This window comes from Virgibacillus proomii (assembly GCF_900162615.1).
GTDB classification, from domain to species: Bacteria; Bacillota; Bacilli; order Bacillales; family Amphibacillaceae; genus Virgibacillus; species Virgibacillus proomii.
This window is the reverse complement of the sequence record NZ_FUFN01000010.1, coordinates 2,102,625-2,126,241: the sequence shown is the minus strand read 5'-3', so window position 1 is coordinate 2,126,241 and position 23,617 is coordinate 2,102,625. Positions and strand designations below refer to the sequence as shown.

Annotated in this window: 26 protein-coding genes; 22 read left to right on the top strand and 4 right to left on the bottom strand. The window is 36.6% G+C overall.

The window, feature by feature from the left end:
* Positions 1–2 precede the first annotated feature (2 nt).
* Complete coding sequence (gene namA / locus BN1066_RS17335) at positions 3–1,019, bottom strand: NADPH dehydrogenase NamA (RefSeq protein ID WP_077320738.1); 1,017 nt, start codon at positions 1,017–1,019, stop codon at positions 3–5.
* 14 nt (positions 1,020–1,033) lie between these two features.
* Positions 1,034–1,777 (bottom strand): glycerophosphodiester phosphodiesterase, encoded by a 744-nt coding sequence (locus BN1066_RS17330; protein ID WP_077320736.1) that lies wholly within the window; start codon positions 1,775–1,777, stop codon positions 1,034–1,036.
* Positions 1,778–2,156: 379 nt separating this feature from the next.
* On the opposite strand from BN1066_RS17330, the gene BN1066_RS17325 reads away from it, so the two are divergent.
* The 3 genes from BN1066_RS17325 to BN1066_RS17315 are packed head-to-tail and all read left to right on the top strand — an operon-like array spanning position 2,157 to position 4,291.
* Entirely contained in the window at positions 2,157–3,131 is a 975-nt protein-coding gene (locus BN1066_RS17325) for an MBL fold metallo-hydrolase (protein WP_245799823.1), read from the top strand.
* Positions 3,106–3,903: an SDR family NAD(P)-dependent oxidoreductase gene (locus BN1066_RS17320; protein ID WP_077320734.1), complete on the top strand. Its 798-nt coding sequence runs from the start codon at positions 3,106–3,108 to the stop codon at positions 3,901–3,903. The genes BN1066_RS17325 and BN1066_RS17320 overlap by 26 nt, the downstream gene beginning before the upstream one ends.
* Positions 3,904–3,922: 19 nt before the next feature.
* Positions 3,923–4,291, top strand: a complete 369-nt coding sequence (locus BN1066_RS17315) for an iron-sulfur cluster biosynthesis family protein (protein ID WP_077320732.1) — start codon at positions 3,923–3,925, stop codon at positions 4,289–4,291.
* A gap of 467 nt (positions 4,292–4,758) precedes the next feature.
* On the opposite strand, the gene BN1066_RS17310 is transcribed toward BN1066_RS17315, so the two are convergent.
* Positions 4,759–5,673, bottom strand: a complete 915-nt coding sequence (locus BN1066_RS17310) for an aldo/keto reductase (protein ID WP_077320730.1) — start codon at positions 5,671–5,673, stop codon at positions 4,759–4,761.
* Between the two features lie 113 nt (positions 5,674–5,786).
* On the opposite strand from BN1066_RS17310, the gene BN1066_RS17305 reads away from it, so the two are divergent.
* The 13 genes from BN1066_RS17305 (at position 5,787) to sigF (ending at position 17,829) form a co-directional block, all read left to right on the top strand.
* Positions 5,787–6,332, top strand: coding sequence for an NUDIX hydrolase (locus BN1066_RS17305; protein WP_077320728.1), 546 nt, complete (start codon positions 5,787–5,789; stop codon positions 6,330–6,332).
* Positions 6,333–6,334: 2 nt separating this feature from the next.
* A complete protein-coding gene (locus BN1066_RS17300) occupies positions 6,335–7,498 on the top strand; it encodes an endonuclease Q family protein (protein ID WP_245799822.1) in 1,164 nt (387 codons plus the stop codon).
* 101 nt (positions 7,499–7,599) lie between these two features.
* Positions 7,600–8,235, top strand: a complete 636-nt coding sequence (spoIIM, locus tag BN1066_RS17295) for a stage II sporulation protein M (RefSeq protein ID WP_077320726.1) — start codon at positions 7,600–7,602, stop codon at positions 8,233–8,235.
* 110 nt (positions 8,236–8,345) lie between these two features.
* Positions 8,346–8,804: a ferric iron uptake transcriptional regulator gene (gene fur / locus BN1066_RS17290; protein WP_077320724.1), complete on the top strand. Its 459-nt coding sequence runs from the start codon at positions 8,346–8,348 to the stop codon at positions 8,802–8,804.
* A gap of 609 nt (positions 8,805–9,413) precedes the next feature.
* Positions 9,414–9,620, top strand: coding sequence for a DUF4227 family protein (locus tag BN1066_RS17285; protein ID WP_077320722.1), 207 nt, complete (start codon positions 9,414–9,416; stop codon positions 9,618–9,620).
* Between the two features lie 7 nt (positions 9,621–9,627).
* The gene (gene xerD, locus BN1066_RS17280) at positions 9,628–10,521 is read left to right on the top strand and encodes a site-specific tyrosine recombinase XerD (protein ID WP_077320720.1); all 894 of its coding nucleotides are present in this window, start codon (positions 9,628–9,630) and stop codon (positions 10,519–10,521) included.
* A gap of 102 nt (positions 10,522–10,623) precedes the next feature.
* Positions 10,624–11,805, top strand: coding sequence for a phosphopentomutase (deoB, locus tag BN1066_RS17275; RefSeq protein ID WP_077320718.1), 1,182 nt, complete (start codon positions 10,624–10,626; stop codon positions 11,803–11,805).
* A 14-nt stretch (positions 11,806–11,819) separates the two neighbouring features.
* Entirely contained in the window at positions 11,820–12,644 is an 825-nt protein-coding gene (locus tag BN1066_RS17270) for a purine-nucleoside phosphorylase (RefSeq protein ID WP_077320716.1), read from the top strand.
* 9 nt (positions 12,645–12,653) lie between these two features.
* Complete coding sequence (locus BN1066_RS17265; protein WP_077320714.1) at positions 12,654–13,961, top strand: pyrimidine-nucleoside phosphorylase; 1,308 nt, start codon at positions 12,654–12,656, stop codon at positions 13,959–13,961.
* 1,022 nt (positions 13,962–14,983) lie between these two features.
* Entirely contained in the window at positions 14,984–16,159 is a 1,176-nt protein-coding gene (locus tag BN1066_RS17260; protein ID WP_077320712.1) for a D-alanyl-D-alanine carboxypeptidase family protein, read from the top strand.
* Positions 16,160–16,267: 108 nt separating this feature from the next.
* Positions 16,268–16,621: an anti-sigma F factor antagonist gene (gene spoIIAA, locus BN1066_RS17255; RefSeq protein WP_077320710.1), complete on the top strand. Its 354-nt coding sequence runs from the start codon at positions 16,268–16,270 to the stop codon at positions 16,619–16,621.
* Entirely contained in the window at positions 16,618–17,061 is a 444-nt protein-coding gene (spoIIAB, locus tag BN1066_RS17250; protein ID WP_077320708.1) for an anti-sigma F factor, read from the top strand. Before spoIIAA ends, spoIIAB begins: the two co-directional genes overlap by 4 nt.
* A gap of 12 nt (positions 17,062–17,073) precedes the next feature.
* Positions 17,074–17,829 (top strand): RNA polymerase sporulation sigma factor SigF, encoded by a 756-nt coding sequence (gene sigF / locus BN1066_RS17245; RefSeq protein WP_077320706.1) that lies wholly within the window; start codon positions 17,074–17,076, stop codon positions 17,827–17,829.
* A gap of 276 nt (positions 17,830–18,105) precedes the next feature.
* On the opposite strand, the gene BN1066_RS21075 is transcribed toward sigF, so the two are convergent.
* Positions 18,106–18,234: a hypothetical protein gene (locus BN1066_RS21075; protein WP_281250297.1), complete on the bottom strand. Its 129-nt coding sequence runs from the start codon at positions 18,232–18,234 to the stop codon at positions 18,106–18,108.
* Between the two features lie 170 nt (positions 18,235–18,404).
* On the opposite strand from BN1066_RS21075, the gene BN1066_RS17240 reads away from it, so the two are divergent.
* The 6 genes from BN1066_RS17240 (at position 18,405) to BN1066_RS17215 (ending at position 23,512) form a co-directional block, all read left to right on the top strand.
* The gene (locus tag BN1066_RS17240; RefSeq protein ID WP_077321535.1) at positions 18,405–19,025 is read left to right on the top strand and encodes a stage V sporulation protein AA; all 621 of its coding nucleotides are present in this window, start codon (positions 18,405–18,407) and stop codon (positions 19,023–19,025) included.
* Positions 18,994–19,422, top strand: coding sequence for a stage V sporulation protein AB (locus BN1066_RS17235; protein WP_077320704.1), 429 nt, complete (start codon positions 18,994–18,996; stop codon positions 19,420–19,422). The genes BN1066_RS17240 and BN1066_RS17235 overlap by 32 nt, the downstream gene beginning before the upstream one ends.
* A 151-nt stretch (positions 19,423–19,573) precedes the next feature.
* Positions 19,574–21,052, top strand: a complete 1,479-nt coding sequence (locus BN1066_RS17230; RefSeq protein ID WP_077320702.1) for a spore germination protein — start codon at positions 19,574–19,576, stop codon at positions 21,050–21,052.
* Between the two features lie 149 nt (positions 21,053–21,201).
* A complete protein-coding gene (lysA, locus tag BN1066_RS17225; RefSeq protein WP_077320700.1) occupies positions 21,202–22,515 on the top strand; it encodes a diaminopimelate decarboxylase in 1,314 nt (437 codons plus the stop codon).
* Positions 22,516–22,597: 82 nt separating this feature from the next.
* On the top strand, positions 22,598–23,035 hold the full coding sequence (locus BN1066_RS17220) for a peptidylprolyl isomerase (RefSeq protein WP_077320698.1): 438 nt from the start codon (positions 22,598–22,600) through the stop codon (positions 23,033–23,035).
* Positions 23,036–23,053: 18 nt separating this feature from the next.
* On the top strand, positions 23,054–23,512 hold the full coding sequence (locus tag BN1066_RS17215; RefSeq protein WP_077320696.1) for a site-2 protease family protein: 459 nt from the start codon (positions 23,054–23,056) through the stop codon (positions 23,510–23,512).
* Positions 23,513–23,617: the final 105 nt, after the last annotated feature.

Here is a 23,617-nt window from a genome sequence, read left to right as displayed (position 1 = left end):
TGCTATTTCCATCCCCGTTCATATTGCTTTGGGGATTGTAAATTATAGTCTAGTTCGTCAGCAGCAGTTTTGGGCCAGTAAGGATTTCTAAGTAGTGCACGACCAATAAATACAAGATCAGCACGATCATTTTGTAAAATTTCTTCGGCTTGTTTCCCGGTTGTAATTAACCCAACTGCACCAGTATGGATCTCTACTTCTTGTTTGATCTTTTCACAGCGCTTGACTTGATAACCGGGGAAGACGTTTATTTTAGCTGGTACAACTCCACCAGAACTACAATCGATGAGGTCAATTCCATCTGCTTTTAACCGTTTAGAAAAATAAAAAATATCTTTTAATGTATTACCGTTACTTACATATTCATCTGTGGATAAGCGAACAAATAAAGGACCTTTCCACACAGTATGTATCGCGGTAATAATTTCATGTAAGAAGCGGTATCGATTTTCCCGCGTACCACCATACTGATCTGTTCGGAAATTCGTTAAAGGTGATAAAAATTGATTGATGAGATAGCCGTGAGCAGCGTGTATTTCAATTATATCAAAATTTGCCTCTCTAGCACGACTAGCAGCCTGTTTGAATGCTGTAACGGTTGTTTTTATCTCGTTTTCTGTCATCTCTTTTGGCTGCTTGGATTGTTCATCATATTTCACAGCAGATGGAGCATAGATGGTGGAAGGAAGTTTTGCTTTTCTACCAGCATGGGCAAGCTGAATGGCGGTTTTAGCACCGTAGCTTTGAATTTCTTTATTGAGTTGTTTTAATCTCTCGATATGTTTATCATCCCAAATTCCTAAGTCCTCTTGTGATATTCTTCCTGCTCGTTCTACAGCAGTCGCTTCAAGCATAATTAAGCCCACTTGTCCAACAGCACGTGAAATATAATGAGTTTTGTGAAAAGGCGCTACCATTCCATCTTGATCAGGACAAGAATACATGCACATTGGTGACATGGCGATGCGATTTTTTAAGGTTATTCCTTTCAAGGTAATGGGTGAAAATAATTTAACCATTGTTCTTCCTCCTTCTATTGCTGTTTACCTAACAGGAGATGCTTATAGTATAATGCTACGTCTGGAACATCCGTAAAAATACCATCAACCCCATATTTGATGGAACGAATAATACGAGCTGGCCGATTGATAGTGAAAATCCGCAACTTTACATGTTGTTGCTGTGCTAAAGTAACCATCGTTGGATTTACCAGGTTATATTTTACATGTATGGCATTAGCTCCAAGTTCTTTCACAAATTGAATTGGGTTTCGGATTCTTTTTGAAGTTAATAACGCAAGTTCTCTAAAATTGGTATGAGCAGCCAGACGTTTAACACTGTTTGGATTAAATGTCGAAATTGTCGTACGATTAATTAACTGATAAGCTTTGATTTGTTCATAAACAATAGCTTCTATATGCTTATAGTCTATTTTATTATTTTTCAGTTCAATATTTAAATATATTGACTTACCCTTTATCCATGTCAATAATTCTTCCAACGTTGGAATCGTTGTTCCTTTGAACTTTGGTGAAAACCAACTGCCAGCGTCAAGTTGCTTTAGTTCATGATACGTAAAATCTTTGATATAGCCGATACTATTTGTTGTTCGGTTAACATGTTCGTCATGGATAAGGACTGGAACATTGTCTTTCGTCAATTGCACGTCCGTTTCAATGCCGTCTGTTTTCATATCATATGCCAATTGAAATGCTGGCATCGTATTTTCAGGTGCGTAATTGCTCGCTCCACGATGGGCGTAAATTTTTGGTTTCATTTTTTCACCTCTTCGTAAAAAATAAGAAGAGAGATGCTTCTTTCTTCTGTTTACCATTATATTAGGATATTAAAACTGAGAAAATAAGTGGAAAATGACAGTTTCTGTATAAAAAATAATATAGAAACTGTTTCATTTATTGTGTTGGAAAATGATTGAAAAGTCAATGGTCTCTCTATTGACAGCAGTTTATTCGTAAGCGGACGATTTGGTGAATCAATGACAACCGAATGCTAAATAGGTATGTAATAATGGGGATATTATACGGCGTTGGTTGGAAGGATGAACGATGATAAAGGATAAATTTATCGACAATTGTTCACAAACGGAGTAAAATATATAGAAAATGAATGAACATTCAGTTGGAGGAATTATAGTAATGGATAAAATTAGCCGAATAACAGTGCCAACTCCTTTTGAAGTAGGGGATGTTCATATATATGTGTTAGCTGGTGAGGCATTATCGCTTATCGATGCCGGTGCAAAAACAAAGGCTTCCTGGGAAGCTTTCACCTCACAATTAAAAGAAATTGGCTATCACCCAAATGACATCGAGCAGATCATTTTAACACATCACCACCCAGATCATATTGGTTTAATCGAACAGTTTTCTAATGCAGAAAAGATTGTGGCACATCCAAACGTTAATAATTGGTTGACATTGGATGAGCAATATGTTGAACACTATTTGCATTTTTTTCAGGAGTATTTTAAAGCTTGTAGTATTCCTGAAGTATTTTATCCCGCACTGGAACAGCTTAAAGCAACCTTACAATATGTTGGGAAAGGGGAATTAACCGACATGTTAACGGAAGGAGATGCCTTACCGGGGCATCCCGATTGGAAGGTTATTGATACAAAAGGACATGCCCAGAGTCATTTGTCATTTTTCCGCGAGCAGGATCAGGTGTTAATCGGAGGAGACCATGTTTTAAAGCATATTTCCTCCAATCCAATTGTAGAGCCGCCGGAATTAGGAAGACCAATGAAAGATCGGCCAAAACCACTGCTCCAATATCGGGAGAATTTAAAAAAATGTGCAGATCTAGGGATAAAAAAGATTTTGTCATCTCATGGAGAAGCTGTAAATAATCCTGGACAGTTGATTTTTAATCGATTAAAAAAACAAGAGGAACGAGCGGATTTTGTTTATCAATTACTTATTAAACATGGGGGAAAACGAACGCCATTTGAAATATGCGCCGAGCTTTTTCCCAAACAATATAAACAGCAAATTAGTTTAACCATGTCAGAAACGATTGGACAGCTGGATTATTTGGAATCGAAACAACTTGTAATTAAATTCATGGTAGATGGGAAACTTTTTTATGAAGCAGCAGATATTGACAGATAAAAAGATAATTATTACTGGAGCATCTAGCGGTCTAGGGGAAAGTTTGGCTTGGCAGATTGCAAAAAAAGGCGGAATCCCTATATTGTTGGCACGATCTACAGAAAAATTACAGCAGATCAGTACTTCGTTACATGAAAAATTTGCTGTTTTGACCCCATTTTATCCAGTAGATTTGAGCAATAAACCAATGACTAAAAAAGTAGTGCATACGATTATTTCTGAACACAATCCAATTCACGGTCTAATAAATAATGCTGGAGTCGGTGTGTTTTCGGAAGTTAATCATATTAGCGAAGAAGCGATATCCAAAATGTTCCAATTAAATGTGGAAGCATTAATCTATGTAACCAAACAGTTGTTACCTTATCTGCTCCAGCAAGAGCATGCACATATTATTAACATCGCTTCGCAGGCAGGAAAAGTAGCTACTCCTAAAGCTGCCATTTATGGTGCAACAAAACACGCAGTATTGGGGTTTACAAACGGGTTGCGAATGGAATTAGCTACAAGTAATATTATCGTAACCGCTGTTAACTTAGGTCCTGTTAAAACAAATTTTTTCCGTACAGCAGATCCAGAAGGAAAGTATGAGCAAAATGTAGCACGCTATATACTGAATCCTGATGACGTAGCCAAAAAAGTAGCTGCTTGTTTATTTGTACGAAAACGGGAAATTAACTTACCATTATGGATGGATATTGGCAGTAGAATTTATCAATTATTACCTGGATTATGTGAACGTCTGTTACGAAACCAATTTTCCAAAAAATAATAGGGGAGGGCTACAAGTAGTGGAGCTTATTATTTCTGAAAAAGCAAGTGAGGAACTGATAAAAATAAAGCCTGAAACATCTCCTTATTTATTATTATGGTACGATACAGAAGGATGTGGGTGTGGGGTAAATGGATTGCCAACAATTCGATTTACAAGCCGAATTCATCCCACATATAAACAAATATCCAATTATCCTATAGCCAGCTATGTTGAGGAACAGCAGGAGATATTTTTTGCTGCTAGTACGACGCTAGACTTTGTAAATGGAATGTTCCGTCTATCAAGTCCAGAAGGCATTTTAAATCCATTTATCCCACATCTAACTGGCAGTAAGGCCCCCATCTCGGAGAGTAAGAGGGATCGGAGAAGCCTAGGTGGGGGATAACTGCAAGTCAAATGTCCGGTTAGTTCGGGCCGACAGGACAAGGAAGCTTCCTTGAAGCAGCATCGCACGAAGAAAAAGCGGTTTCCTTTTTTGAGGACGCCCGCGCTTTTAGCTTGAGATCCTTTGTATGAGGATGAGAGAAAACTCCCACTCATGGAAGTTTCACTTTATTTCTTCTACTCAATTGTTAGCAGAAAATAATTTGCATTAAATGTACCAACATCTAAAACGACTCCCTCCACGTTTCATAACGTCAGGAGTCGTTTTAATTAGTTTATCCCGCATGTAAGGTGCCGTAAGTTTCCCACTTCAAGTCCTGAATTGATACAAAAGAGTCAAAGAGAGATAAACGGCACCTAAATGCCCGATTCGTTCAGGAGGCCTTTAGGTCATACCTCCTGCGGTGCTAACAGTCAAGGAGAAGAGCATTCCTTGAGTGAAGCTTACCTATATCAATAGTGGTTAACTTATCGATGAGTCTGATAACTATTTGCTTTCGTTAACAGTTTTAATTGTTCAAAAACGTCATCAGATAGTTTATGTTCAAGTTTCCCTGAGATTGTTTCTTTTATTTGTGTTAACGAGCTTGCACCAAACACAGCGCTAGTGACAGCAGGGTTGGTAAGCACATATCGCAGTGCCAGCTCGCTTACATTAGCTGGTGCAATTGTAGCAAGTTTTTTTAGTAAAGTGTTTAGTTCATCATGGGAGTAATCCAGATAGCCGCCTTTTGCTTTTGCCTCGATTTGATTAAGTCCGTCACTAGTTAAAATTCCTTTCACTAAAGAACCCCGGGCTAAAACGCTAATTTCATTTTTATATAATAAGTCAAGTAGTTCCTCTTCTGGTCGGCGATCCAATAAGCTATACTGCATCATGACTCCATCAATCGAAGAACGTTTTATATATTCCCGAATGACATTTGGCCGGATGGAAGAGATACCATAAGCACGTATTAATCCTTCCTGCTTTAATTGTTCGAACGCTTCAATCGTCTCATCAATAGGATCTTCTATCGTTCCTCCATGTAGCATATAAAAATCAAGATAATCTGTCTGTAACCGTTGTAAACTATTCTTTACACTTTGGTGAATATGTTGTTTGGATGGATCCCAAAACCACGTTTTTGTCTGTTGATTAAAATGATTGCCTACTTTTGAGGTTAAAACAATCTGATCACGTTTTTCTTTAATCGCTTCACCGACAATTTCTTCGTTTTTGCCAAAATCGTATAAATCAGCTGTGTCTAAATGATTAATTCCTTGATCAAGGGCGTAATCAATGATATATGTTGCTTTTTTTAAGTCTGTTCCTAGTGACATGCATCCCAAAGTCAGTTGTGAAATATAAATGTCAGATTTACCTAATTTATTCCGTTTCATAAATCAAATCCCTCCTACATCTATTTTAAATAGATGTCATAGTTAAAACAACGATTTCAACTGGAACTGTGGTAGAATAAAGGTGAAAAATGATTAAAACAAGGATGATAGGCATGAAAAAATTTGCAGAAAAAACGATTAACTCACAAGAAATTTATTCGGGAAAAGTAGTTCATTTACAAGTAGATGATGTTATTTTACCTAATGGAAAACAAGCGAAGCGAGAGATTATTAATCATCCAGGAGCAGTGGCAATCATTCCAATTACGAAAGATAAAAAAATAGTGATGGTTGAACAATATCGGAAGCCGCTAGAGAAATCATTATTAGAGATTCCTGCTGGCAAGCTGGAACCGGGAGAAGACCCGGAAACAACCGCAATTCGTGAATTAGAAGAGGAAACTGGCTATACAACGAATGAGCTTTCCTTAGTTACTTCATTTTACACCTCTCCAGGGTTTGCAAACGAGTTGATGTACATTTATATAACCGATCAATTGGAACGTGTCGATGAACCGGCTGAGGGTGATGATGATGAGTTTATTGAGATTGTTGAAGTAACATTGGATGAAGCGAAGCAATATGTAGAAGAAGAACGAATTCATGATTCAAAAACAAACTATGCGATTCTTTATTTACATGCATTGGGGATGAGCTAAACGTGTTACATTCTTATGTTGCAGATTTACATATTCATATAGGCCGTGATATGTATGACCGCCCAGTAAAGATTACGGCATCGAATAAGCTTACATTAACTTCCATTCTAAAAGAAGCTAGTAGAAATAAAGGTGTCGATGTCGTCGGAGTTATTGATTGTCAGTCACCTGGGGTATTAGAAGAAATTCAAGGACTGATTGATCTTGGTCTTGCACATGAATTAACGGAAGGCGGTATCCAATTTGAGAAGGTAACCCTCTTGCTTGGATCCGAAATTGAAGTTTATGACGAAGCTTGTCACGGCCCTATTCATGTGTTATGTTATTTTCCAACATTACAGACAATAAGTCTTTTTTCTCGTTGGTTATGTACGAAAATGAAAAATAGTACATTAAGCTCTCAACGATTTTATGGTACCGGTATAGAACTGCAACAAAAAGTAAAAGAACTGGCAGGGATTTTTATCCCTGCTCATGTATTCACTCCGTTTAAAAGCTTATATGGAAAAGGAGTTCAACAATCTTTAACCGAAGTATTTTCCCCTTTGTTAATCGACGGAATAGAGTTAGGATTAAGCTCAGATACACATATGGCTGATCAAATTAAAGAATTACATCATTATACGTATCTTACAAATTCGGATGCCCATTCCTTAGGAAAAATTGCTCGTGAGTATCAGCTTATTAACATGAAAACTCCGTCCTTTACCGAACTATTATGGGCGTTAAGGAAACAGAATGGCCGACGAATTATCAAGAATTATGGACTGAATCCAAAGTTAGGTAAATACTATACGACGGTTTGCGGTAACTGCTATAACCGTGTTTCAACAGATGTGGAGAGTTGTCCTCTCTGTCATTCCAAGAAAATTATCAAAGGTGTTAGTGACCGGATTAGGGAATTATGTGATGTAAATGGACAGAAAGTTTCTAGACCTCCATACACGTATCAAGTCCCTTTAGATTATTTGCCTGGTTTAGGCAAAAAAACATATGCGAAACTCTTGCAAGAGTTTGGTACGGAAATGAATGTTATTCATAAAGCAAGCCGTGAGGAACTAATGAACGTTATCCCGGAAAAGTTAGCACAATCTATTATTGATATGCGTCAAGGATTATTAACGATTCGTGAGGGTGGGGGAGGGAGGTACGGATCAGTAAGATAGTTTGTTCAATAGTATTTGATAGACCTCCATAGAAATTTGGTATTTTTATTTGGAATCCTTCATAGTTTTTAATATAGCAGTATAATGAATGGAGGATTCCAATGCATAAGAATAAAGTACTTTTCATCAATCATATAAAAGAACATGCTACCATTTATCTATTTATGGTAATTCTATTTTTAACCGGTATTGTCTTTGGAGCAATCCTCGTTAATAGTATGAATTTTATCCAGAAACAAGATTTGTTTTTTTACTTAGAGCGTTTTTTTAAGCAACTGGAAGATCATCATGAAGCAGATTATCTTGAAATATTTAAAAATAGTTTCTTATATCACACCAAATATTTATTGCTCTTATTTATTTTAGGTTTATCCGTAATTGGTTTGCCGCTTGTTTGGATACTTATTTTTATTAAAGGTTTAGTAGTAGGATTTTCCGTAGGCTTTATTGTAAATCAGCTTGGTATGGATGGACTTCTATTAGCAGCATTATCGATTGCACCACAAAACTTCCTAATTATACCGATTTATTTAATAGCCGGTAGTCTATCTATGATCTTCTCCCTCACTTTATTAAGCAAATTATTTACAAAACGAATGGCACAGCCGGTACTTCAACCCCTTGGTAAGTATGTTACGTTATTTTCTATTTTGATAGCAATTGCGTGTATTGCGGCTTTCTTGGAAACGTTTGTTGCTAATGAGGCAATGCAATGGGTTGTTCGTACATTTTACTAATAATAAAGATTAGATTATAATTATTATAAATACAAAATAATACTATTATGCTTTGACACAGTTTTAATCGATGCATATAATTAAGATGGGATATGAGGAGGGAACTGCCCATGGAACATCGAATTGATCGTATAAAAAAACAGCTCCATGCCCAAAGTTACAAGTTAACCCCACAGCGTGAAGCAACAGTACGTGTGTTACTTGAAAGAGAAACAGACCATTTAAGTGCTGAGGATGTTTATTTACTTGTAAAAGAAAAAGCGCCGGAAATCGGCTTAGCAACCGTTTATCGTACATTAGAATTATTATCAGAGTTGAAAATTATTGATAAAATAAATTTTGGTGATGGTGTTTCCCGTTACGACTTGCGGAAAGAAGGAGCAAAGCATTCCCACCACCATTTAGTTTGTTCTGAATGTGGCGCTGTTCAAGAAATTGAAGATGATTTGTTAGAGGAAGTTGAAAAAATTGTCCAAGATGAATGGGGATTTAAAGTAAAGGATCACCGACTCACATTTCATGGTATATGTAAGGAATGTCAAGCGGCGATGGTAAATGCTTCTAGTTAATGGGATACTTAGACTAGAAGCATTTTTATTTTAATGAAGAATATAGTCTTTTATACTATAGGAAAGTATAAAATTTTAGGGTTTATCCCGCATGTAAGGTGCCGTAAGATTCCTGCTTCAAAACCTTGAGTTAAGTGCAAGGGGTCAAAGCGGGAGAAAACGGCACCTAAATGCCCGATTGGTTCAGGGCCTTTAGGTCATACCCTTGTGGTGCTAACATTCCGTGTAAAAAGCATTCCACGGAATGAAGTTTCACTTTATCGTGTAAGAAAAACAATAGCTTTCGCCATAAAGACTTGGCATAAGCCAAGTTTTTCTAATGGTAGGCCCATTGCTAGCATTTTTTAGATTTTTGGTGGATTAGATAGAAAACGTTTTACAAATTTGCCGAAAAACGTTACATTAAAGATAGAACTTCATTTACTAGAATTGATGATAGTTTAATCCGTTTTTAGAGTTATCATTGGCAGGTAAGTAAAAAAGTCTATGATGAGGCTCATAGACAAAGTTATGACCCTTTTTTTAAATTAAGCTTGTTTTCTATGTATATTGTCTGTCTATTCTTGCATATCTTGTACAAAGGAATTTTTGGAATAGAGGGGCAAAGATATGAAATCATTACTATTAGACATGATAAAAGTGTTTTTCATTTTTGTAGCTTGTACATGGCTGTTTTATTGTGGTTTTCGCCTGATGCATGCTGAGTATGAACAATATCATCGTTATGATACCCCTGAAGGTCCAGCGATGAAGGTTTTTACAGAAGAGTTAAGTTTTTTTGACCGCATTCAATTATTTTTCCGTTTAGGGGAGTAGAAGTAGGATGTTAAACGACAGTGTAGAAGATTTCTTTAATTATCTACAGGTTGAACGGGGACTAGCAGAAAATACGCTTGTATCATACCGTAGAGATTTGACACAGTATATGGATTATTTAAAAACAATGGTGAAAAAGGACGACTGGGAGCAAGTAACGCGGAGTGATATTATTGGTTTTCTTTATGGTTTAAAAGATGCTAATAAATCATCAGCGACTATCGCACGCCATATTTCAGCGATACGAGCTTTTCATCAATTTTTAATCCGTGACCAATCGGTGACTCATGATCCCAGCTTGCATATTGAAACACCGAAAAAAGAAAGGAAACTGCCAGATGTTTTATCGGTGAAAGAAATGGATGCGCTTTTAAATATTTCAGGAAATAGCCCTTTACATATTCGAAATAAAGCAATGTTTGAATTGCTTTATGCAACGGGATTACGAGTAACCGAGATGATTACCTTAAAAATCACGGATCTCCACTTGACGATGGGATTTGTTCAATGTGTCGGTAAAGGTGCTAAAGAACGGATTGTCCCAATTGGTAATATAGCGGCTAAAGCAATCGAAACTTATTTACAGCAAGCTAGAGGAAAATTAATTAAACAACAGACCGATAATCAAATTTTATTTGTCAATCAGCATGGTAAACCGCTCACACGACAAGGGTTTTGGAAAATATTGAAGAAAAGAGCGCAAGAGGCAGGGATAACAAAAACGATTACACCACATACATTGCGGCATTCCTTTGCTACACATTTGTTAGAAAATGGTGCAGACTTGCGGCTTGTTCAGGAAATGCTGGGACATGTTGATATTTCAACGACACAAATTTATACCCATGTAACAAAGTCGCGATTAAAGGATGTTTATAAACATTTTCATCCAAGAGCATAATTTTTTTGATTAGTGTTGTCTGACATCCTACAACTAGTAAATGAAGACATACTTCTGGTCAAATTTGGGAACATAGTAATAGTATAACAAGGAGGTAATAACATGAAAAAATTTAAGCGTGTTTTTCTTATCGTCATGGATTCAGTTGGGATAGGAGAAGCTCCTGATGCGGAGCAATTTAATGATAAGGGGGCAGATACGCTTGGGTCTATTGCAAAACATCGAAATGGACTTCATATGCTAACTATGGGCAGCTTAGGATTAAGTAACATTCGGGAAATCCCTGGAATTGAAAAAGCAGCTTCTCCTAAGGCATTTTATACAAAAATGCAAGAGGCATCAAATGGTAAAGATACGATGACAGGGCACTGGGAAATTATGGGGTTACACATTGAACAACCGTTTCGAACTTTTCCGGACGGTTTTCCTGAAGAGTTAATTCAACAGTTGGAAGAACGAACCGGTCGGAAGGTGATTGGTAATAAGCCTGCGTCAGGTACAAAAATTATTGAAGAATTGGGCGAGGAGCATATGGAAACCGGCGCATTAATCGTTTATACTTCTGCTGATTCCGTATTACAAATTGCTGCACATGAAGAAATTATCCCAGTTGAAGAATTGTATCGTATATGCGAAATTGCTAGAGAATTGACTTTAGATGAAAAATATATGGTTGGTCGTGTAATCGCTCGCCCATTTATCGGTAAACCAGGTGCATTTGAGCGAACACCAAACCGTCATGACTATGCATTAAAGCCATTTGGAAAAACAGTGATGAATGAGTTAAAAGACAATAAATTTGATGTGATTGCTCTAGGGAAAATTTCTGATATTTATGATGGAGAAGGGGTTACTGAAGCAATTCGCACGAAAGATAATGATGATGGAATGACAAAATTAGTGGAATCAATGAAAAAAGATTTTACAGGTATTAGCTTCGTAAATTTGGTTGATTTTGATGCTAAATATGGACATCGACGTGATCCGGATGGTTATGCAGAAGCTTTAGAGGCATATGATGCTCGCCTTCCAGAGGTGTTAAATGAGTTACAGGATGACGATTTACTTATTATTACTGCCGATCACGGTAATGATCCAACCCATCATGGGACAGATCATACACGAGAATATGTTCCACTACTTGTATACTACAATGGCATTGAAGAAGGAAAAGAACTGCCAATCCGTAAAACATTTGCTGATATAGGAGCAACCATTGCAGATAACTTTGATATTCCGATGCCAAAACATGGTACAAGTTTTCTAAACGATATCCAATCTTAAGGAGGAGAATCAATATGGATCAACAGTCAATTAAACAAGCGAGTTCTTTTATAGAGAAGAAATTAAAGAACAGACCACAAATTGGCTTAATTCTTGGTTCGGGATTAGGCGTATTAGCTGAGGAAATTGAAGACGCCATTACTATCCCTTATAGTGAAGTACCTAATTTCCCGGTTTCTACTGTAGCTGGTCATAAGGGGCAATTAGTAGCCGGCTTATTAAAAGGAAAGCATGTTATTGCTATGCAAGGGCGCTTTCATTATTATGAAGGCTATTCTATGCAACAAGTTACATTTCCTGTCCGCGTTTTAAAAGAGCTTGGTATAGAAACATTAGTCGTTACAAATGCTGCCGGAGGGATAAATGAAAATTTCAAACCAGGGGATCTAATGATTATTACCGATCACATTAATAATATGGGAGACAATCCATTGATCGGTAAAAATGATGATCGCTTAGGTGTCCGCTTTCCAGACATATCTAACGTCTATGCGAAAAATCTTATTCAACACGCAGAAGCATGTGCTGAGCAAATTAACTTATCGATTCAAAAAGGGGTCTATGTTGGAAATACAGGACCTGTATATGAGACACCAGCTGAAGTTCGTATGTTGCGTATGTTAGGCGGTGATGCAGTTGGTATGTCAACAGTTCCAGAAGTTATAGTAGCCGCACATGCTGGAATGGATGTATTAGGAGTTTCTTGTATTTCAAATATGGCTGCAGGGATCCTTGATCAGCCACTTACCCATGAGGAAGTAATCGAAACTACGGAACAAGTTAAAGAATCATTTTTGCAATTTGTTAAAAAAGTAATTGAGACCATTCCTGAAAGGTAGAGTGATATTATGCGTATGTATGACATTATTGAAAAAAAACGCGATGGGCATGCATTAACGAAGGATGAAATTAAATTTTTTATTGATGGCTATACCAAAAATGAAATTCCTGATTATCAAGTAAGTGCACTATTAATGGCTATTTATTTTCAAGATATGAATCATGAAGAACGCGCTCAGCTTACACAAGCAATGGTTGAATCTGGAGATCAGATTGACCTGTCAAAGATTAACGGAATTAAAGTCGATAAGCATTCAACCGGCGGTGTTGGTGATACAACAACATTAATTTTAGCACCATTAGTAGCTTCTGTCGGTGTTCCCGTAGCTAAAATGAGTGGTAGAGGATTAGGGCATACAGGTGGTACGATTGACAAGCTTGAATCTGTACCAGGGTTTCATGTTGAAATTTCCAATGATGAATTTATTGATTTGGTAAACAAAAATAAAGTAGCAGTTGTTGGGCAATCGGGCAATTTAACTCCAGCAGATAAAAAAATATATGGTTTACGTGATGTTACGGCGACCGTTAATTCCATTCCGTTAATTGCTAGTTCGATTATGAGTAAAAAAATTGCTTCTGGTGCAGATGCCATTGTACTTGATGTAAAAACAGGTGCCGGAGCATTTATGAAAAAATTAGATGAAGCAAAAGAATTAGCTACAGCAATGGTTGCGATTGGAAATAAAGTTGGCAGAAATACAATGGCAGTTATTTCTGATATGAGTCAGCCACTTGGTAATGCGATTGGAAATGCGTTAGAAGTTAGTGAAGCTATTGAAACATTACGTGGAAGTGGTCCTAAAGATTTAACCGAACTTTGTCTCACTTTAGGAAGTCAAATGGTTGTATTAGCTAAACAAGCAGAATCGATTGATGAAGCGAGAGCTAAATTAGAAGCAAATCTTCATAATGGCAAAGCATTACAGCAGTTTAAAGTCTTTCTTGAATCACAAGGTGGGGACGCCTCCGTGGTAGATAACCCGGAAAAGCTTCCACAAGCTTCCTACCAAATTGAATTACCAGCTAAATCATCAGGTACCATAGCTGAAATCGTAGCTGATGATATCGGCACAGCAGCGATGATGTTAGGTGCTGGTAGAGCAACTAAGGATGCTGAGATTGATTTAGCAGTAGGAATGGTGTTGCATAAGAAAATAGGTGATAAAGTTAATGAAGGAGAGTCATTACTTACGATCTATGCTAATTCTGAAAATCTAGATGAAGTGAAGGAAAAGTTATATAACAGTATTTCTATCTCTAGAGACGATGTTACTGCACCAACATTAATCCATGATATTATAACAACTGCTTAACTTAAATGAACGGACTCCTTTAAAGAAGCGTTATTTTATAACGGATTCTTTCAAAGGAGTTTTTTTAAGTACTATAGGAAAGCATAAAACTTTAGGCTTTATCCCGCATGTAAGGTGCCGTAAGTTTCCCACTTCAAGACCTGAATTGATACAAAAGAATCAAAGTTGGAGAAAACGGCACCTAAATGCCCGATTCGTTCAAGGGCCTTTAGGTCATACCCTTGTGGTACTAACATTCCGTGTAAAAAGCATTCCACGGAATGAAGTTTCACTTTATCGTATAAGAAAAACGATAGCTTTCGCCATAAAGATTTGCCGATAAGCCAAGTTTTTCTAATGAAAAAATATAAATTCTTTTTCGTCCTTTTTCATGCAAGCATCACTTTGTTCACTTAAAAACCTCTAGATCTATCTCACTTATTTGGATACTTCCAATCTTCCTTCATATTAGTAAATTCTCCAACTCCTATAAATCGATAGTATAAGAAAAACATGAAATGGATAAGCTAGATGTATGTCGTCTGGAAAGAAAGTTTAACGTGCAGGAAAAACAAACTTATTTGTGTATTCTGCTTTTCTTTACCGAAGGAATGTAATTTTCAACCATCCAGTTGAAGTTCTTTCATTCCTGTTCATAAGAAGTGGTATAAACTCGTTCTAAAAACTGTTTATAAGTAGTGTTGATCCAAAAAGCTTTCCTTATTCATTTAACGAATTAGGTTCTTACAAATGCGATACACTAGCGTTTCACTTCTTTGTGTAAACCATCAAAAAATGAAATGTACTGCATTTTTAAGATAAGTGTTTTATCCCGCATGTAAGGTGCCGTAAGATCCGCTTCAAGAATTATGGAATACGAAGAAGTCGAAAAGGGATAAACGTCACCTAAATGCCCGATTCGTTCTACTAACATTCAGTAGGAAATGGAAGCAAACTCCTACTGAATGAAGTTTCACTATATAGAATAACTTTTATAAAAAACAGCGGACGACAATACATACAAGCCATTGGAGGGAAAAAGGATGAAGAAACGTCTATTCGCAGCAGGTATGGTCTTCTTTTTACTTGTAAACATCATGTTACCAGTAAGTGCTAGAGCAGAAGAAAATACCGATGCTAAAAGCTTAACTGTCGATGCTAAATCTGCCATTTTAATTGAACGGGATACAGGAAAAATATTATTTAATAAAAATGAACATGAAAAGCTTTCACCAGCAAGTATGACTAAAATAATGACACTACTATTAATTATGGAAGCATTGGAAGAAGGAAAGTTAAAACTGGATGAAAAATTACGTATTAGCGAACGCGCTGCTTCAATGGGAGGATCACAAATATTTTTAGAGGCTGGGGAGGAGATGAGCGTTGAAGATTTACTAAAAGGAATTGCAGTTGCTTCAGGAAATGATGCAAGTGTTGCTTTGGCAGAACGAATTGCTGGAAGTGAGCAAGCTTTTGTTAAAAAAATGAATGAAAAGGCAAAGGAACTGCAACTAAAAAATACAAAGTTTCAAAATTCAACAGGACTTCCTGCAGATGATCATTACAGTACAGCTTATGATATGGCGATTATGTCTAAAGAACTGTTAAAACATGAATCCGTTACAACGTATACGTCTATTTATGAAGATTATTTACGCAAAGGGAAAGAAAATGAGTTTTGGCTAGTAAATACAAACCGTTTAGTGAAATTTTATCCAGGGGTAGATGGTTTAAAAACTGGCTATACAAGTGAAGCGAAATATTGTTTAACAGCAACTGCTGAAAAAGATGATATGCGTGTTATTGCGGTTGTAATGGGAGCAGATTCTACAAAAGAGAGAAATGCACAAATATCACAAATGTTAGATTATGCTTTTAATCATTTCCAGACAAAAAAGCTATTTAAAAAAGGGGATAAGATCACGGAACTGAATCTTTTGAAAGCAGAAAATAAAATTACAGATGTTGTTGCCTCTGAGTCGATAAGTACATTGTATCGCCGTGGAGAATCAACCGATAAAATTACGACAGATATTCGCTTAGTCAAAGATTTAAATCTTCCGGTCAAACGTGGTGAAAAGGTTGGAGAATTGATCGTCAAAAATGGGGATACCATTTTGTCAAAAAGTGCTCTAACCGTAGAAGAGCCTATTCAGCAAGCATCCTTTTTAACACTATGGAAACGCACATGGCAAACATTGGCGAAAAATGAATAATTAATTCTATTTTTAAGGGATTTCTTCTTCTTTTGTCAACTTGCAGGAATTAGCCTATTGTATGGAGAAACAGGTAATTACAGTAAGTAAAGCATAGGAGGAAAGGAAATGGGGCTGAACTCAACATTTGCTGTTAAAGAAGATGTACTCATTGTAAGGCTTTCTGGAGAGTTGGATCACCATGAAGCAGAATTTTTGCGTAAGAAATGGAAAAAAGTAATGGATAAGCATAAGGTAAAACACGTTGTTTTGAACTTAGAAGAAATGACATTTATGGATAGTTCAGGTCTTGGAGTAGTCCTTGGCAGATATAAAGAAGTATTGCAGCTTGGTGGAGAAATGGTTGTTTGTTCAATTTCTCCATCAGTTAAACGACTATTTGAAATGTCAGGTCTCTTCAAAATTGTTCGTTTGGAGGAGAATGAACGATTTGCTTTAGAAACATTGGGGGTGGCATCGTGAAAAATGAAATGACGGTTACATTTTCTAGTGTCAGTGAAAATGAAGCTTTTGCTAGGGTAACAGTTGCAGCTTTTGTCAGCCAATTAGATCCAACAATGGACGAGCTAACCGAGATTAAAACAGTTGTCTCAGAGGCTGTAACCAATTGTATTATTCATGCATACAATAATGAATCTCATCACGAAGTTACGATTACATGCTCTATTATGGATGCAGAAGTAGAGTTGACAATTAAAGATAATGGTGTCGGAATTGCTAATTTAGATGAAGCACGTCAGCCGTTATATACTTCCAAGCCAGAGCTGGAACGCTCTGGAATGGGATTTACAATCATCGAAAACTTCATGGACACGGTAGAGGTTATATCCCATCCTGGTAAAGGTACAACCGTGCATATGACAAAACAATTAACAAAAGCTAAAACGGTGTGCTCATCATGAGGGAATATGTCAATGAATGTTAATGTAAAAGGGAACAATAAAGCCGAGACATTAACAGATGAAGAAGTAAAACAACTAATTGAAAAAAGTCAACAAGGTGATAAAGCCGCAAGAGATATATTAGTGGAAAAAAATATGCGTCTCGTCTGGTCTGTTGTTCAACGTTTTATTAACAGAGGATATGACCCGGATGATTTGTTTCAGATAGGAAGTATCGGGCTAATCAAATCGATAGATAAATTTGATTTATCTTATGATGTGCGCTTTTCTACCTACGCAGTTCCGATGATTATTGGAGAAATTCAACGATTTATTCGCGATGACGGCACCATTAAAGTTAGTCGTTCACTAAAAGAAACGGGGAATCGTATTCGTAAGAAGAAAGATGAATTAACTAAACAATTAGACAGATCGCCAACTGTACATGAAATAGCTGAAGCGTTAGATATTTCTGCAGAAGAAGTAGTCCATGCACAAGAGGCTGCAAAATCTCCCCAATCTATACATGAAACCGTTTTTGAAAACGATGGGGATCCAATTACATTATTAGATCAAATTTCAGATCAGGATACGAAGTGGTTTGAAAAACTGACCTTGCAGGAAGCGATTCGAGTGCTTAGTGAAAGAGAAAGATTAATTGTTTATTTGCGTTATTATAAAGATCAAACACAATCCGAAGTTGCTGAACGGTTAGGCATTTCCCAAGTTCAAGTATCCCGTTTGGAAAAGAAAATTCTAGAGGAAATGAAGCATTATATCGATTCCTGAAACACACCAGCTTGCTCTGGTCAGCTTGTAGAGAAACCCCTTGGTTTTCCTACAAGCTTTTTTGTTGTTTACAGTCAAACGAATACTGCTCGCTTTCCGCGGATGAACCCCGGGCCACCTTCATAAAACCGTTACTCAGGAGGCTCAGATTGCCCGTTTTTCCGATAGGAGTCTTGCAGTATTCATCTTTCCTTTATGTGAAAAAGGCGTCTTCCACTTATCTAACCCCTGGATAGGTGAAGGAGAGTCTTCTTTACGTTCTCGGATAAGAAGCGATTAATAAATCTTGCCATGGATGTTTTTTTCTCGCATACGATAATACCGCATCCCATACAGTTCTTTAGAATCGGCTAAGCCACGTTCTACTTTTTCTTTTCTCATTGATAGAGCCATTACTCCCTTCATTGCTCAGCCTTTCCTTAAATGACTTAACGGTTTCCATTACAAAGTAAAGTCTAATTATAATGATCTATCAGCGTCATACTAGTTCTACAATTATCCAGTGTAATTATCAGTTATTTAGTACATACTAATTTGTACATCATAGCAAGTAAAGGGGGATGATATACTTGGCAATGCAAGTTTATTTGCGGATGAAAAAAAATTTAGAGTTAACCGGTTACCAAGAATTAAAGCTAAAAGATATTGCTGTTATATCAACAAATAGCAGCAAGAAACACCAGTTGGAAAATTTACCGATTTATCGCGTAAGTAAAAAAGATCATAATATAGTTATTATTGACAGTTTTATGGTTATCGAGCATTTGAATAAGGAGTTTGCGGATTTGGAGTTTCAGTTAATCGGTCCAGCTCAAACAGTTATTCGAATTCAAAAACGGCGAAATTCACCATCGGTTTTTATAGCAATGGGAGTATGGCTGTTAATATTTGTTGGAACTGCTATGACGATTATGAACTTTCATTACGATGTTAGTATGCAAGAAGTTCAGCAAAAAATCCATTATTTGTTAACTGGAGAGAAGAAGGAATATCCTTTATGGTTGCAAATTCCTTATTCATTTGGCTTAGGGATAGGTATGCTGTTATTTTTCAACCATTGGTTCAATAAACGATTTAATGAAGAACCAAGCCCCTTGGAAGTTGAGATCTATAACTATCAGCAAGATCTTGACAGCTATGTCATCCATCATGAAAATACACTAAATGATACCAATGCTCCTCATTCATCTTCTTGAAGCTCTTATTGGCTTTAGTGCAGGTCTTGCTGTAGGGGCTGGGTATGTAGCATTTATTACGATATTAGGAATTATCCCTAGACTGATTCAATTGAGTAAAACCGAAATGTTTTTACCAATTTATACGGCATGCATTTTACTTGGTAGTATATTTGGAATTTACTTATCGTTTACAAGCCGGACGTGGGAATACTCAGCAATTATAGTTGCTATTTGGGGATTAATGCAAGGTATTTTTAACGGTATGCTGGCGGCTGCTTTAACTGAAGTTCTTAACGTATTTCCTATCTTGTATAAACGAATGGGTGTTGAAAAGCACTTGCTTTGGTTATTTATGGCGATTGTCTTTGGGAAAATTGCTGGTTCGTTATTCCAATGGGTATTTTTTGTACGTTAAGTAAGTTTAAGTGGTACAACCAGTCCTCCTGTGTTCTAGGCTAACCGCATGGATTATTCAGTTCGTGACTTTTTAGATCTTAAGTAGATAAACATAATCGTGTCAAAGGCTTTGGATTAGCCTTTAAGAAACAACAAAGGAGGGCTTACATATGCCGCAAACCGATCAGAAAATCCCCGTCTTCCCAAAACTAAAAAATATCGAGCAGTACATGAAAAAACGTGTTGGTATAGGTGTGTCATTTGATTTAGGTTTTCGTGAAATTGTGCTATTGAAACGTCCGATTCAAATTTACTATGCAACAGGACTATGCGACTCATTGGTTATTCAGGAACTGTTAAAAGAGTTAATTCAAGTTAATGATCGTGAATCAAACGGAAGGAAGCTCCCGGAAATAATCGAAAACCGTTTATTGCATCAGCAAGTAGAACGATCAAACACAATGGATGAAGCCATTGATCAATTGCTTTCTGGTTTAATTGTTCTCTTTATGGATGGAGAAAAATTTGCTTTTGTTATTGATGTAAGAAATTATCCGGGAAGAACACCAGAAGAACCCGATATTGAACGCGTTATACGTGGATCAAGAGATGGCTATACGGAAAATATCATTGAAAATACTGCATTAACGAGAAGACGAATTCGTGATCCAAGATTACGAAATGAAATGCTAAAAGTTGGTGAACGCTCCAAAACGGATGTTTGTCTTAGTTATATTGCAGACGTTGCTGATCATGGACTTGTACATTTAATTAAGGAAAGGATACAAGCAATTGAAGTAGACGGTATCTCCATGGCAGATAAATCAATCGATGAATTTATCATAGACCGTAGATGGTATCCCTTTCCTTTAGTTCGTTATACCGAAAGACCAGATGTAGCAGCTAATCACTTATTAGAGGGTCATGTATTAATTATTGTAGACACATCACCAAGTGTCATCATATTACCTACTACCTTTTTTCATCATATGCAGCATGCAGAAGAATATCGTCAAACACCTGCAGTTGGTACTTTTGTTAGATGGATACGTTTTTTAGCTGTATTTGCATCAATGTACTTACTGCCTTTATGGTTGCTTTTTGTTACGGAACCAGAACTTTTGCCTAAAGAATTTGCTTTTATTGGTCCGAACGAAGAAGGGAATATCTCCATACCCATACAAATCATTATGGCCGTGATTGGGATTGAATTTCTTCGTATGGCTGCTATTCATACACCAACACCATTATCAACCTCTATGGGTTTAATTGCAGCGGTTCTAATCGGACAAATTGCGATTGATGTTGGTATGTTTAGTCCAGAGGTTATTTTGTATGTATCTGTTAGTGCAATTGGTTCCTATGTAACCCCGAGCTATGAATTAAGTGTATCGAACAAGATTGTGAATATTATATTTGTTATTTTAACGGGTATTTTTGGATTAATTGGTTTTATTTCAGTGTTTTTGGCACATATTTTGTTTTTGGTTCAATTGAAGTCACTGAGAACACCATATCTATGGCCATTTATCCCGTTTAATGCCAAAGCTATGCTTCACACGCTATTTCGTATACCAATTCCTTATACAAATAGTAGACCGAGCATTGTTCATCCGAAAAACGATTATCGTCAACCTGAAGGTCAATAAGTTGACAAAAATTAAATATGTAACGAGATTTTTAATGAGCAGTAGAGCTAATGCAAGCATTGGCTCTTTTCTTTTATACGCCGGTATGGTAAAGTTTTTAATTATAATTATATTATGCGTTAGCGCACAAAACTTGGAGGCTTTACGACATGATTATTGATAACCATCCTTTTCCAGTAAACAAAGATGGGCACTTGGAAATTGGCGGAATAGACAGTACCCATCTTGCAGAAAAATATGGGACACCGCTTTATGTATACGATGTGCAAATGATTCGTGATAATTGCCGAGCATTTGTAGGTACGTTTAAGAAATTGGGTGTCTCTGCAAAGGTTGCCTATGCTAGTAAAGCTTTTTCATCGATTGCTATGATTCAAGTTATGAAACAAGAAGGTATGTGCCTTGATGTGGTGTCTGAAGGGGAATTATATACTGCATTACAAGCAGATTTCCCGACAAAAAGAATTCATTTACATGGTAATAATAAAAGTATCCAAGAAATACGGATGGCAATTGAAAACGATATTGGTTGTATCGTAGTTGATAACTTTTATGAAATTGAACAAATTCGTTGTTTGTTACAAGAATATAATAAACAAATGGATGTCCTTATGCGGATTACACCTGGAATTAAATCGAAAACGCATCAATACATTATGACCGGCAATGAAGATTCCAAATTTGGTTTTAATTTACAAAATGGACAGGCCGAATCTGCCTTTCAACAATTATATAAAGATGAATATATTCGCTTTAAAGGGCTACACTGTCATATCGGTTCCCAAATTTTTGAAACAGACCGCTTTTTAGCTGCTACGGATGTTTTATTCAACGAATTACGGAAATGGAAAGAAAAATATGATTTTGTTCCAGAAGTTCTAAATCTTGGTGGCGGTTACGGTATTCGTTATACAAAAGCGGATTCATCTATTTCTTATGCTGCTTTTGTAGAGGAACTTGTCAAGGAAGTCCAAACACATACGGAAGCTCTAGCTATGCCAATGCCAGAGTTATGGATAGAACCTGGAAGAGCAATAGCAGGAAGTGCTGGTATCACATTATATACGGTTGGTGCAATGAAGGAAATTCCAGGAATTCGTAAATATGTAGCGGTCGATGGAGGAATGACTGATAATTTACGACCCGCATTATATCAAGCAAAATATGAAGCAGTGTTGGCTAATCAAGCTTCCGTTCCGCCAGTGGATAAAGTTTCCATTGCTGGTAAATGCTGTGAGTCTGGTGATATGTTAATTTGGGATTTACCGTTACCAAAGGTTAAGCCTGGCGATATACTTGCTGTTTTTTCCACTGGTGCTTATGGTTATTCCATGGCGAATCACTATAATCGTTTCGCCAAGCCAGCTGTTGTTTTTGTGGAAAATGGACAAGACAAATTAGTAATAAGACGGGAAAGCTATCAAGACGTTGTTCAGTATGATTTAACATATGAAGATAATTAATCAATATCCGGCAAATTATTTGCAGGATGTTGATTAAGTGTTAAAATATACGTTAGTTCATTAAAAAAGGGGACTTTCATATATGGATAAAAAAGGATATATTATTTTAGAAAATGACAATAAAATTGAATTTGATTTATTTGAAGATGCAGCGCCTAATACGGTTGCTAACTTTGAAAAATTGGCAAACGAGGGATTCTATAATGGATTGACCTTCCATCGGGTTATTCCGGGATTCGTAAGCCAAGGCGGCTGTCCGAATGGTAACGGGACAGGTTCAGCTGGCTATACAATTAAATGTGAAACAAAAGGAAATCCGCATCAGCATCAGGAAGGTGCACTTTCGATGGCACATGCTGGAAGAGATACAGGAAGCTGCCAGTTTTTTATTGTTCATGAAGCTCAACCACATTTAGATGGTGTTCATACAGTATTTGGACAAGTTACGTCAGGTATAGAGTACGCCAAGTCTATGAAAAACGGCGATGTAATGAAAGAAGTAAAAGTATATACGGTCTAATGCCTAAGGATGGCATATATGCAATTAGGGTTACTCATTTATTTAATAGCTTTTGTTGTTCCAATTAGTATATTGCTACACGAAGTTGGACATGCTATGGCTGCATGGTTCGTTAAAGCCGATCATATTTACATATTTATCGGTACAGGATCAAAAGAAAAAACGTTTAAATCTGGAAAATTTCAAATTTCCATTGCATCGTTTTTTTTTGTGGGCGGATTGGCTGTAAGTGAACGCAAAAAAAACTATAGCTGGATAGAAAAGTTATTTATTACGATTTCCGGTCCAATCTCAAGCGGCATTGTTGTTTTTTTGTTCTGGTTGATTAGCCAATTTTTTGCAACTCCTTTTATTCAATTATTTATACTATTTAATACTTGGATTGCGGTTGTTAACTTGATTCCTATTCAATTAAAAAGTAAACAAACGGATGGTTATGTAATGTTAAAACTTTTATACCGTGCTATTAAAAACTAATCCTTTTTTAACACTTATTATAAAAGGATTACAGGATCATTAAAAACATCCGATATTTGACAAAAGTAGGGAAACATGCATAAATATAATTACAAACTCCAATAT